We start from the raw sequence: 12378 nt of genomic DNA on the forward strand, positions 1-12378 counted from the left end.
ATTGGTACCCCTTGCATCGATAGCTATAACTGGCAAGGTAAAAAACGCACCAATGTTATTGGTGCCTTATATGAAAAAGCGTTATTTGCACTTGATTACTTCGAAAAGAATATCAATGGCGACATATTCTACAACTGGTGCAAAAACACGCTAATACCAAGTCTTAAAATAAAATGCGTAATCGTCATGGATAACGCCAGCTTTCATAAACGCGTTCAGAGATTACTCAACAGGCATGGTCATCGCTTGTTATTTCTACCGCCTTACAGCCCTGATTTAAACCCTATTGAAAAAAAATGGGCACAGGCTAAGTTTCTACGACAAGGGTGGATGGAGAATAATTTACCTAAGCTGTTTCATGATATGGGTTGTACCAATTTTATTCTGGATTGACTATATTAGATTAGTAGTTATAGTCTAATCCAAATAAAACCGATACAACCCTATTAACAATTGCATTTAATGAGATAAACGATGACTTATTCAATAGACTATCGCAAACAGGTACTTTCTAGCATCACTGATGGTATGACCATACGAGAAGCTGCGCTATTTTATGGACTTAGCACCAGCACCATTCACAGCTGGCAGAAGAAATTAGCGCCTAAAACAACCAGAAATAAAGCACCGACTAAAATACCTGATGACGCATTGATTGAAGACGTAAAAAGATACCCAGATGATTATAACTATGAAAGAGCTCGTCGCTTGAACTGTAGTAAAACGGGCATCTTTAATGCTTTAAAGCGTCTTGGTATCAGTCAAAAAGACCTTGGAACATCCAAAAGCGTGTCCAATAAAAAGAGCGGTATATAAGAATAAGCTTGATCATTTTAAGCAGCAAGGCTATCCCGTTGTCTATATGGATGAGAGTGGCTTTGAGGCTGAAACTATTCGTCCTTATGGCTATGCACCGATAGGTAAACCTTGTATTGATAGCTACAATTGGTAAGCTAAAAAACGTACCAATGTCATCGGTGCTCTCTATGAAAAAATGCTATTTGCGCTTGATTACTTTGAACACAATATTAACAGCAGCATATTCTACCACTGGTGCAAATACACGCTAATCCCAAGTCTTAAAACTAAATGCGTGATTGTCATGGATAACGCTCGGTTTCATAAAAGTAGACGCATTCAAAAACTACTCAACAGGCATGGCCATCGTATTTTATGGCTGCCGCCGTACAGCCCTGATCTGAACCCTATCGAGAAAAAATGGGCACAGGCTAAGTTTCTACGCCAAGGATGGATGGAGAATAATCTACCTAAACTGTTTCATGATATGGGCTGTATCGATTTTATAAAGACTTAACTATAGTATCATAAAGTATTAAATAATTGGGAAACAGAAACATTGTTCACCAAAAAAATACGTTGTTCTCAATTTAATCCTAGCTGAAATTTTAAAGTAGGTAATAAAAAACCGTATCTCGAAACCAAGATACGGTCATAAAAACATTGAGCCTTTGTTATCATTCAATAGATTAACTATCAATCACTTCAAAGCTAAGACCAGAATGCGCTTCTAAGCGAGTTATTAGCTTATCTCCCATCGCAGATGCTGGTGTCCAGAACCCACCGCCAACGTCCTCTTTGCTGATATCTTGTGCCAGACATAATGCCGCCTGCGAAATCATGCGAGAAGTACTGCCGTAACCAGGATCTCGATCACCTGTTACTTTAACGGTAATAGTGTCATTTTTGGCCGTTTGTCCAAAATGACGAATATCAAAGTAGCCGTTCTCTTGCTCGTCTTTAGAAGGGCCTGAGCCAGCTTTTGGTAAGACGTGCTTGGATAGTAACTCGCGACTTGGTTTAATCATCATCGCAGTGGCAAAGCCCAATAAACCTGCGCTCATGGCATAGCTAGACAGTTTTCCTTTGACGCCATCTTTCATCCACATTGCTTCGTCATATTTGAAATTGCGACCGTACTCATAGCTGAGTAATTGGTTAGTACGATGGACGATACGCGTATTGATGGTGGCCATGACGAAAGGTGCTAACCAGCGCTTATGATTACTGTCATATACTGGTTTGCTAACATTATCCTGACGTACGTTTGGTGCATCACTATCATCGTTTAACAGGTATGGATTGGCTACTTGTTTGCGACGTGCTTTGTCCTCACCAGCTTCTTCAAATATTGATGCCATCGATGCGATAGTACCGCCTGAGATACCACCTTTCGCTGCTTTGACACGCATATGGATGACATTACAGGTCTCGCCGAACTTCTCTTCTGCTTTAGCTTGGGTAAAGTACGCACCCAAATCTGACGGGATAGAGTCAAAACCACAAGAGTTAACAATACGGGCACCACTTTGCTTGGCAGTGTCTTGGTACTTGTCCATCATATCTTTGATAAAAATGGCCTCACCAGTAAGATCGACATAATCTGTACCGTTTTCAGCACAAGATTTAATCAGTGGCTCACCATATTTCAGATATGGGCCTACAGTAGAGATGATGACTTGAGTCTGTTTGGTCATCTTATCAAGGCTAGCAGCATCGTTACTGTTAGCAATAATAATGTCTACCTTACTCTCAAGTTTTGCCTGCAACTTATTGAGCTTGTTTTCATCGCGACCTGCGATTGCCCATGATACGTTTGAGCCATCTTCGTTCTTATTATTTGATAAAAAATTGGTTAAATAGTGGGCAGTGATCTGACCGACGAAGCTTGTCGCACCGTATAGAACAACTGCATAAGGGCGTATGTCGCCGCTGGTTTTTTGTGTAGGGTTTTCAGTATCCGTATTGGTATCCATATGTATTGTCCTTAATAGATTTGAGAATAGGTGGATAGTAAACTATAAACCAAGTCGTTTGATTAGGTTAGGGGTTTGTGAGGTCGCTACAGTTTATAGTTTGCAGCCAACCTTCCATACAACATCACATATAACGTGAGAAATTTAAAATAGTTCTGCCTGCAGTTAGAGGAATAGAGTTCAGTAAAAGAGCATCTAATAAAAGCACATTCAATTAAAAACTGCTTAGTTTAAGAACTGTCAGTTAAATAACGCTGCATTCAGAAATATAATTCTATTTTGAAAATATCATCTATTAAAGAAAAAGAGGTATGAGACATTAACAGTTACTACAAACTTTACATAACCTACCGATATTATTACTAAAATGAACGTTTTCTAGAGACGAACATTGCTAGTCTATAAGCGTAAACAGTAATACTTAGCATTAGATAAAAACAAGTTAAATAGATGCTATATAAATTCTAATATCTGTTTTTTACCATTATTTGAGGAGAAGATTATGTTTCGTTGGGCTATTATTTTTGCAGTAATCGCATTACTAGCGAGTTTCCTAGGTTTTGGCGGTGTCGCAGGACTGTCTGCTAATTTGGCATACATTTTCTTAGCAGTCGCTGTGATTTTGTTTATCGTTGCTTTTGTCAGTCGTAAGATGTAGACAAGGCTTATCGTTAGAAATACCTACTATAAAAAAGACCCTCAATTGAGGGTCTTTTTTTGTCTGCTTTAACTAGGGCAATCAATAGAGAACTCGGATAATCGGCATCAAGGCATACATTGTAAACTTGCTACTATAACCGTTTGGGCTGAATAATATGCTCCATGCGCTTGGCTAAACGAATATCCAGACTAGATATACCGCCTGTATCGTGGTTGGTTAAACGAACCTCCACGATATTGTAGGTATTACGCCATTCTGGATGGTGCTCAAGCGCTTCAGCATGAAATGCCGCTTGATTCATAAAGCTCATAGCCTCGATAAAATCGCTGAAATGATATGTCTTGACGATGCTATTGCCGTCACGCTGCCAACCAGCAAGCTCTTCTAGCTGTAGATTGATTTGTTTGTCAGATAAACTACTCATATTAATAACCTTTATTGTTATGTCGAATTGGTTTATTAAAAGTGGTGCTGGGGTATGTCTCCTATGCGAAATAAATATCTACATATTTTTCTGCTTCACCCGATATCACTTAATTAAGTCTAGTTAATAAATTAATTGAATCTAGTTACTTAGCCAATTAAATTAAATCTTGATACTCAGGATGTTTGCTAATGTATGACGCGACAAATGAGCATTGTGGTATCACTTTCTTGTCTTGCTCACGCGCATAATTCAATGCGTGCTTAACGAGTGCTGAACCAACACCGCGTCCACCCAACTGCTGCGGTACGATAGTATGATCGTAGACCAACTTGTCAGCACTTTCCTGATAGCTAATATAACCTGTCTGACCATCGATAGAGGTCTCAAAACGTTTTGCTGCTTGATTATGAACAATGTCTAGATTTGGTTTAGAGTTTTGGTTACTCATTAATATACTCCATTTCTTATTATCAAATTTTTATTATGAACTAAATATTTATTCATTTAATAGTGCCAGTTTAGTATGTAGTTTTGACGCTCAATTATCTAGACTCTTACCGTAATGGTTGATAGGACGACTGTTAACGTCATCTATATCTTCCGTCCTACCTTATCATGGCCGTATCTAGTTGCAAATCTGAATATGTCACCATGCATAGGATATGGCTTTACGAACGACTGGAGGTAAAAAACGAGCGAGACCGCCAGTATTCTCTATCGCTAATTTGTCTTCTAAATTGGCCGCTGACCTATCATCTTTATGAGTAGTACTATCTGCATTTTTCGTTGACTGCATATAGGCTTGCCATTCTTTTTCACTAGGTTTGCTAAAGTGATAAATACGTCCCAATACTTGCTTGAGTTGTGTGCCAAAGCGACCAGTGTTATAGCTTAAACCATACTTACGGGATATGGCTTGTACCTGCGGTGCAATCTTTGCATAGTGTCCAGCTGGCATATCAGGAAATATATGATGCTCAATTTGATGAGACAAGTTACCTGTCAAAAGATGGAACCATTTGCTGCCTTTGATATTGCTAGAGCCAAGGATTTGGCGTACATACCAGTCGCCTTTACTTTCATTGGCATCGAGATGGATATAGATATGCGCTTGCTCAGTGAAATGCCCGCAAAAAATGACTGCCCACGTCCATAGATTTCGGACAGTGTTGGCAGTCATGTTGCCGCTCAGCGTACTAAAGGCGCTACGACGACCTAGCGCCATCGCTACCACAGACGGCAGTGCGATATAGTCTTTGCCTATTTGTCGTCCAATTTTGGCAAATAACGCGCGAGACTTTTGCTGCATGATTTTGTGCAGATCAGGGGAGTCAGCGTATTCATCTGCACTGATTTGGATGTCATGAAAGGCTACCGCCCATTCAAAGCCAAATGCCAGCACCGCGGTACTAAACATATTGTAGCGATCTTCTGGCGTCCAAGGCTGCTCATCAGTCACTCGAATCAAGTGATAGCCTACGTCATGATCACGGCCAACAATATTGGTAAAAGTATGATGTAGATAATTATGAGAGTGTTGCCATAATGGAGCAGGGCAGACAATATCCCAGTCAAACTTTTGACTATTAAGGTGCGGGTGTTGCATCCAGTCATATTGACCATGCATGACGTTATGACCCAGCTCCATGTTGTTCAATATTTTGCTAAAGCTAAGTAAAGACGTACCTAGTAGCCAAGTAGCGACTAGACTGCGTTTCGATGGCATACGCCCAGCCGCTGCGAGTAAACCACGGGCGATAATTTCACTATATACCACGGTGGCATATATCCGCTGTATGTAGCGTGCATCCTTACTGCCTAGCGAGTCCATTACACCTTTATATAGCGCATTTAATTCTACTGCCAAGGCATCACTTTGAGGCTTTGATAAAGGGGCGTCAGTTACTGTTGGGTAGCGCGTCCGTGTTGATGTGTCTGGCTGACCGCTATTATTGATTGCTTCATCATTAAGCTGCGTATAAGGCGTTAGCGGCGTCAAAGGCAAAGGCGCGTTTTTTGCTAGCTTTGCATCGGATAGGGGCGTCAAGATAGGCACAGCAGATTGTGGCGTAGTAACGGGTGGTAGTAAGCGCATAAATAAGTCCTTAACCGAAACGGCATGAATAAACAGCACTGCATCCGGTTTGATAAGTCATCTGAGTTTTAGCCTATAAAGTAACGTTTGTCTTTCATTTCTCATAGGTTGTTTGGCATATGCTTTCTATTGAGCCGGTCGTTCTATTGAGCCAGTCATTAAACATCGAGAACCACATCAGTCATGGCAATACTAATGCAAGTCTGAATAGACTCGTAACCATCACCGCTCACTTTCCCTGTCTGGACGTTTTTGACCACGCCACTGACTTTATTACAGCGGCACAAGTGGCAAATGCCTTGCCGACAACCATGTGCTAGCCGTACATCTGCATTCTCAGCAGCAGTCAGTATGGTCGTGTCACTGCTAAACTGTCGTTGCCGTGACCGCAAATAGACAGTGTGTTCTTCTACAGGTACTGTTCTATCAAATGTTTGATTGCTGCCATTATCAACATCCGCTAGGGCATTACCAAAGTTCTCTACTATGATGTTATCGCGCAGCTGTTTGTCTGTAGAGAAAGTTATCTCTGCGGCGGTTTTATATAAGCCAGCTAATAACGCTGGTGAACCGTAAGCAAATATCTGCGTATCTGCTAGAGGTAAGTTTAGCGACAGCAGACTCTCTACACTTAAGTATCGTACGCCAGCCAAATAGGTAGTCGGCTCTTCAGTATGGATTAGATGATAAATAAAGTCTGGGTATATATCGCTCAGCTGTTGCCATTGATGTTGTAGCTTGGATGAAATAGTTCGACTGTAATGCAATAGCGTCACATGGTGCCCATTATTCAGGGCTTGAGTGATAAGTCCGAGCATAGGTGTGATACCGCTACCACCAGCGATGAATAGTAAAGGAATAGGTTTGTCATTCTCTGATGTTTCCTGCCTTAGTATCGAGGTCTGTTCTAAAGTAAAATGACCCAGTGGCAAGCTTGTATCAACGACGCTAGCCAGTGGCATTTGCTTGGTTAAATAGTCAGATACCAATCCTTGCGGTTTAATCGCGATAGTTACCGTATGGCGTTGGTCTGCCTTATGGCTCTCGGTATTATCGTCGAGCCACCAGAGGGGTTGATGCGCCAAACCTACTATCGAGTAGCTACGCTGGTGATAAACTCCATCGATACAAACGCGCAAATCGAGATATTGGCCGCCTTGCCAACCACCCATCATCTCAGAAGTCTGCTGTTTAAAGGCTCTATTGGTCTCAAAACGAAGTGCTATCAAATTATCACTTAATGTATAGCGTGCGATCAGGCGTAACTTAGGAGTCGTCAATGACCAAAACGGATGTAAGCGCGATCCGATAAAATCGACAAACGCACGTTGAATAATTTCAGGGCGATAGCCGTTGGCCATATTATCAGTACCTGTATGATGGCTATGAAAGTGAATGATGTAACGCATACAAAGTCAGTTCATAATTCATTCTAATAATCGAAAATGAAATCGAGCCGATAGACCTTGTTAAGCCACACTAATATGCTAACGGCTATTGATTAAATTTGCGAAAGTTTTGATGCTATTTTTTGTGGTCTTTATAAAACGCTAATGAATCAAAATGTTAAGTTAGTTCATTAAGATAAGACTCCTTGAGTTATTTTTTAAAGCGAGTTTTATAGCCAAAAGGCATAGCCTGCTGTCAAAACCTTATCAAAACAACTGGTAAAACAACCTGTCAGCTTGCAGGGTATGCGCCACAATGCGATAATGACCTATAATTTGTAACCCTGATTTTGAGGTACGGCACGCTTGGCATCATCGCTGAGTTGCATTTGCTGTTCTCTTCTATGCAGTCTATCGGAGTGTTAATGGCTCAATATATTTACACGATGAACAACGTGTCAAAACTTGTTCCCCCTAAGCGTGAAATCCTAAAAAATATCAACCTATCGTTTTTCCCTGGTGCCAAAATTGGTGTCTTGGGTATCAACGGTTCAGGTAAATCAACCTTGCTCCGTATCATGGCAGGTGTCGATACTGAGTTTAGTGGTGAAGCACGCGCGCAAGCAGGTACCAAAGTTGGCTATCTGCCACAGGAACCACAGCTAGATGACAGCAAAGACGTTCGTGGTAATGTCGAAGACGGTATGCGCGAAGCATTAGATGCGCTAGCACGTCTAGATGCGATCTATGCTGAATACGCTGAGCCTGATGCTGATTTTGATAAGCTTGCTGAAGAGCAAGGCAAGATGGAAGACATCATCCAGTCTTGGGATGCGCACAACTTAAATAACCAGCTAGAAAAAGCAGCCGATGCGCTACGTCTGCCACCATGGGATGCGGACGTTAGCAAACTATCAGGTGGTGAAAAACGCCGTGTGGCACTATGTCGTCTACTATTGTCTCGCCCTGACATGCTATTGCTTGACGAACCGACCAACCATTTGGACGCCGAGTCTGTTGCATGGCTAGAGCAGTTCTTGCAGAACTACAGCGGTACGATCGTTGCCATTACCCATGATCGCTATTTCTTGGATAATGTTGCTCAGTGGATCTTGGAGCTTGACCGTGGCCATGGCTATCCGTATGAAGGCAACTATACTGAGTGGCTAGAGCAAAAGAACACGCGTCTAGAGCAGCAAAATAAGCAAGAAGAATCATTTGCTAAAGCGCTGAAAAAAGAGCTTGAGTGGATTCGCAAAAACCAAAAAGGCCAACAGGCCAAGTCTAAATCTCGTGTACAGCGTTTTGAGGAGTTGAACTCAACTGAGTTCCAGAAACGTAATGAGACTTCTGAGATTTATATTCCACCTGGTCCACGTTTGGGTAACAAGGTTATTGAGATTAATGACATCTCTAAATCATTCGGCGATCGTCTGCTATATGAAAACCTAAGCTTTAACGTACCAGCTGGTGGTATCGTTGGTATTATCGGTCCAAATGGTGCGGGTAAAACCACTCTGTTTAACATGATTACTGAGCGCGATACGCCAGATACTGGTTCAGTCGATTTGGGTGAAAGTGTTAAAGTTGCCTATGTCGGTCAGGTACGTGATCATCTAGATGACAACAAAACCGTGTGGGAAGAAGTCTCTGATGGCCTTGATATCATTACTGTTGGCGACTACACCACGCCAAGCCGTGCCTATATCGGACGTTTTAACTTCAAAGGCTCAGATCAGCAAAAGCACGTCGGTCAATTATCAGGTGGTGAGCGTAACCGTCTGCAGTTAGCGAAAACGCTAAAGCAAGGCGCAAACGTATTGCTCCTCGATGAACCATCAAACGATTTGGATATAGAGACCTTACGTGCACTAGAGGATGCGATTCAAGTATTCCCAGGTACAGTAATGGTCGTATCGCATGATCGCTGGTTCCTTGATCGTATCGCGACTCATATCTTGGCATTCGAAGAAGAAGGCCCGGTTTGGTTCGACGGTAACTATACTGAGTTTGAAGCGTATCGTAAAAAGACAATGGGTGATGATGCCAGTCCTAAACGTGCTAAGTATAAGAAAATTACGAACTAATACGACTGTTTAATATAGTCGAATCCTAAAAAAAGACCGCTAATCGTTAGCGGTCTTTTTTTGTTTAGCGTAAAATTTCAAAGGGTGTGGGTAGTTGTTAAAATTAACGCTTACGCCCAAACTTACGCTGTTTTTTATTACTAATCTCAGTAATGGCGTGAGTGATTTCTTCTTCGTCCAAACTAGCGACTTGCTGCAAGATTTGCATCATATCAGGCGTTAGTACGTACTTAGCATGATGAGCGATATCATTAATACGATGATCGAAAGTCAGTATGCCTGTTTCATCGTCTTTTTGTAGATAGTCAAGACGAGTCAACGCACTAATGAAACTGGTAAACAGGGCGCGATCAAAGAAGTCAGGAATATCATCTGCATAAAGCACAGACAAACGCTGCCCAAGCAGGTGACATAAATCAACAACTTCATTTTCAGTCAAATTACCGGAGCCTTGCTGAGCAAGTAGGGCAAGCGTCATAAAGTAACGCTCAAGACTTTGACCAACTGGAGTTGCCAGTACTTGCAGCTGCTGATAGTGCTTGCTATTAGATTCAGGAACGCTGAGCGTATCATCACCCAAGTCAACGATGAGTCCATGAGACAGCAGGTTGTCAACTTTCTTATTAAGCGTATCAGCCAAGCCATGTGCTGGATAATATAAGAATAGCTCACTTTGTAAGAACGGATATAGCTGCTCAGCGATGCTATCAAGACGGCTGCGTTTGATACGTCCGTTGCGTGCGACTAGTGCAGACAGGAACGACAGCAAAATAAAGACATGTAAGATGTTATTACGGAAATAACTGAGTAATGCTGCTTGCTTGCCTGCGACCTGAATGATATCGCCCAAGATATGCGGCGTACGCTCAATAAGTTTTAGCTTAATACCATAATCAATGATTTGCTGCGGCGTCATATCAGTGATAACTGTATCATCCGAGTAGACCAGCTGCTGAGCCAGACCTTGGTACAGTGCGATTTGCTCACGGCAAATGTTTTCATCCAATGCCGCCTTCGGTGCCGATAGTAAAACTAATGACAATAGCGAGACAGGGGTTACGACCGCAGCTTTATTGATATGCTGCATGACTTTTACGCCGATGTTATCAACCATAGCGCTGGTCTTTTCATCAAGCGGTGAGTCAGTACGATCGGGTGGCAAGCTATTGGCTGGCACATCAAATTTTGTCATAAAGTCACTAAGGTGCAACGGTGTACCGAAGCTCAAATGCACATTACCGAAGATACGTTCAATTTTACGGCCAACTTTAAGCAGCCCGATTAAAGACTCTGACTCTTTCGGCTTACCTTTTAGCTCGCCGACATACGTGCCGCCTTCCATAATGCGCTCGTAACCAATATAAGTTGGAATAAATACTACAGGCTTATTGGTTTGGCGTAGCTGACTATGGACGGTCATCGCTAGCATACCCATTTTTGGCGGTAGCAAGCGACCTGAACGTGAGCGACCACCTTCGATAAAGTATTCAATCGGGGTGTTGCGTGTGATCAGGGTATGCATATATTCGCGCAGTACTGCAGTATATAGCGCGTTACCACGGAAGCTACGACGAATATAAAAAGCAACGGCACCGCGTAATAGTGGGCCTAATACAGGCACATCTAAGTTGTCACCTGCTGCGACATAAGGGATACTCAGGCCGCGTTTGTAGATGACATAAGACAGTAATAGATAGTCGACATGACTGCGATGACAAGGCACATAAATCAGCTCATAATCGGTCGCAAGGTCACGTACTCGCTCGAAATGATGAACTTCTACGCCGTCATATAACTGCGTCCATAACCATGTCAGAAATTTATAAAAACCACGGATGATAGAATGAGAGTAGTCATTGACCATCTCATTAGCATAGCCTCTAGCCTGACTACGAGCTTCTCGAACGCTGGTCCCTTTTTCTGCCGCTTCCATCTCGATTGCATGTTTGATCGCTGGCGAGTACACCAGTTTGTCTACCAAGTTACGTCTATCTGATAGATCTGGGCCGAGCATACTGGCGCGCTGCTTATCTAAATAAATTGACAGTTGCTGCTGCAACATACGAACCAGTTCACGATTACTATCGGCTGATGCGACTAGCGCATAGCTTGGTGTTTGCTCAGCGTCAGCTGCGGCATCAGTAGTAGTAGCGGCAGTTGAATCTGTATCGACTGAATCCGTCGCGGTTAAATCTGCTTTAAGAGCATCTGTAGCGACTGAGTCAAAGGTAGCAGGTCCTTCCACGTCGCCTTTGAGATTATCATTGATAATAGTACGTAAGTCTTGCGGTGGGTGAAACTGTACAAAAGTGTCGCGGCCCATCACCCCGATATTAAATAGTTGCTTGGTAATGCTAGGGTCTTGCCAGTTGTCGGCAGTTAGTAGCTTAAATAGCGAATCTTCTTTTTCAGGTGCGCGTCCCCACAGAATCGATACGGGCACTAGACGTACCTTTAACTCCGGATATTGCAACACAGCAGATACCAAGCGGGAAAGGCGAGGAGACAGCTGGCTGTCTTTAGCACTTGGGTGATTCAAAAATATGATGGCCGCATTTTCTTTAATATTATGGGCGGCATCATTTACTCCAACCAGTGCTGGCGGTAGATTGTGCTCTTGCGTCTGCAAGTCGATCAGAATACTGTTGGAACGAGAATAGTCCTGTAATACATAAAATCTTAGCGTCTGATCATCATTGTCGAACTCAGGTAGCTCGCCTAATAACTTAGGCTTTACGGCGATATCGAGCATCTGACCTGACAGCTTACGATACAGCTGATTGATCGGTGCATTAGAATAAGGCTTAGTAGCGATTGCATTGCCATCAGTTTTAGCAGTGCCATCAGTCGCGACTGGCGCTTTAAAAATCCGTTTTTTTAAGAACTTCGGTATCATAATCAGTATCAAAAATAATCAAATATGTTGCGCTTATGATGCCATAAAAG

General features: G+C 42.5%; 11 protein-coding genes. 5 read left to right on the forward strand and 6 right to left on the reverse strand.

Annotation, left to right across the window (positions count from 1 at the left end; all coding sequences use genetic code 11):
* The 3 genes from JMX07_RS06125 to JMX07_RS06135 all read left to right on the forward strand — a co-directional run.
* A partial coding sequence (locus JMX07_RS06125; RefSeq protein WP_201606878.1) for a transposase occupies positions 1-393 on the forward strand: 393 nt, incomplete at its 5' end.
* A gap of 81 nt (positions 394-474) precedes the next feature.
* Positions 475-816, forward strand: a complete 342-nt coding sequence (locus JMX07_RS06130; RefSeq protein ID WP_201606879.1) for an IS630 transposase-related protein — start codon at positions 475-477, stop codon at positions 814-816.
* A gap of 178 nt (positions 817-994) precedes the next feature.
* Positions 995-1315, forward strand: coding sequence for a transposase (locus tag JMX07_RS06135; RefSeq protein ID WP_201606881.1), 321 nt, complete (start codon positions 995-997; stop codon positions 1313-1315).
* A gap of 172 nt (positions 1316-1487) precedes the next feature.
* On the opposite strand, the gene JMX07_RS06140 is transcribed toward JMX07_RS06135, so the two are convergent.
* A complete protein-coding gene (locus JMX07_RS06140; protein WP_201606882.1) occupies positions 1488-2774 on the reverse strand; it encodes a saccharopine dehydrogenase family protein in 1287 nt (428 codons plus the stop codon).
* Positions 2775-3276: 502 nt separating this feature from the next.
* Between JMX07_RS06140 and JMX07_RS06145 the strand changes: the two genes are divergently transcribed.
* Positions 3277-3432, forward strand: a complete 156-nt coding sequence (locus tag JMX07_RS06145) for a DUF1328 domain-containing protein (protein ID WP_082624527.1) — start codon at positions 3277-3279, stop codon at positions 3430-3432.
* Positions 3433-3565: 133 nt separating this feature from the next.
* On the opposite strand, the gene JMX07_RS06150 is transcribed toward JMX07_RS06145, so the two are convergent.
* The 4 genes from JMX07_RS06150 to JMX07_RS06165 all read right to left on the reverse strand — a co-directional run bounded on the left by JMX07_RS06150 (position 3566) and on the right by JMX07_RS06165 (position 7366).
* Positions 3566-3859, reverse strand: a complete 294-nt coding sequence (locus JMX07_RS06150) for a 4a-hydroxytetrahydrobiopterin dehydratase (RefSeq protein WP_057757953.1) — start codon at positions 3857-3859, stop codon at positions 3566-3568.
* A gap of 157 nt (positions 3860-4016) precedes the next feature.
* Positions 4017-4310 (reverse strand): GNAT family N-acetyltransferase, encoded by a 294-nt coding sequence (locus tag JMX07_RS06155; protein WP_201572839.1) that lies wholly within the window; start codon positions 4308-4310, stop codon positions 4017-4019.
* Positions 4311-4508: 198 nt separating this feature from the next.
* Complete coding sequence (locus JMX07_RS06160; RefSeq protein WP_201606883.1) at positions 4509-5957, reverse strand: fatty acid desaturase family protein; 1449 nt, start codon at positions 5955-5957, stop codon at positions 4509-4511.
* Between the two features lie 158 nt (positions 5958-6115).
* Positions 6116-7366 carry a flavin reductase family protein gene (locus tag JMX07_RS06165; RefSeq protein ID WP_227684663.1) on the reverse strand — a complete coding sequence of 417 codons (1251 nt, stop codon included), beginning with the start codon at positions 7364-7366 and terminating at the stop codon, positions 6116-6118.
* 404 nt (positions 7367-7770) lie between these two features.
* Between JMX07_RS06165 and ettA the strand changes: the two genes are divergently transcribed.
* Positions 7771-9432, forward strand: coding sequence for an energy-dependent translational throttle protein EttA (gene ettA, locus JMX07_RS06170; RefSeq protein WP_057757965.1), 1662 nt, complete (start codon positions 7771-7773; stop codon positions 9430-9432).
* Positions 9433-9535: 103 nt separating this feature from the next.
* Here the strand turns inward: ettA and plsB are convergent, their stop codons facing one another.
* Positions 9536-12328, reverse strand: coding sequence for a glycerol-3-phosphate 1-O-acyltransferase PlsB (gene plsB / locus JMX07_RS06175; RefSeq protein WP_201606884.1), 2793 nt, complete (start codon positions 12326-12328; stop codon positions 9536-9538).
* Positions 12329-12378 lie beyond the last annotated feature (50 nt).

The organism is Psychrobacter immobilis, from assembly GCF_904846235.1.
GTDB classification, from domain to species: Bacteria; Pseudomonadota; Gammaproteobacteria; order Pseudomonadales; family Moraxellaceae; genus Psychrobacter; species Psychrobacter immobilis_C.

What these genes read in the sequence shown, in the direction of transcription:
- JMX07_RS06155 (WP_201572839.1), bottom strand. Translation starts at nt 4,310, where the DNA reads ATGAGTAACCAAAACTCTAAACCAAATCTAGACATTGTTCATAATCAA.
- JMX07_RS06145 (WP_082624527.1), top strand. Translation starts at nt 3,277, where the DNA reads ATGTTTCGTTGGGCTATTATTTTTGCAGTAATCGCATTACTAGCGAGT.
- JMX07_RS06150 (WP_057757953.1), bottom strand. Translation starts at nt 3,859, where the DNA reads ATGAGTAGTTTATCTGACAAACAAATCAATCTACAGCTAGAAGAGCTT.
- plsB (WP_201606884.1), bottom strand. Translation starts at nt 12,328, where the DNA reads ATGATACCGAAGTTCTTAAAAAAACGGATTTTTAAAGCGCCAGTCGCG.
- JMX07_RS06140 (WP_201606882.1), bottom strand. Translation starts at nt 2,774, where the DNA reads ATGGATACCAATACGGATACTGAAAACCCTACACAAAAAACCAGCGGC.
- JMX07_RS06165 (WP_227684663.1), bottom strand. Translation starts at nt 7,366, where the DNA reads ATGCGTTACATCATTCACTTTCATAGCCATCATACAGGTACTGATAAT.
- JMX07_RS06130 (WP_201606879.1), top strand. Translation starts at nt 475, where the DNA reads ATGACTTATTCAATAGACTATCGCAAACAGGTACTTTCTAGCATCACT.
- JMX07_RS06135 (WP_201606881.1), top strand. Translation starts at nt 995, where the DNA reads ATGCTATTTGCGCTTGATTACTTTGAACACAATATTAACAGCAGCATA.
- JMX07_RS06160 (WP_201606883.1), bottom strand. Translation starts at nt 5,957, where the DNA reads ATGCGCTTACTACCACCCGTTACTACGCCACAATCTGCTGTGCCTATC.
- ettA (WP_057757965.1), top strand. Translation starts at nt 7,771, where the DNA reads ATGGCTCAATATATTTACACGATGAACAACGTGTCAAAACTTGTTCCC.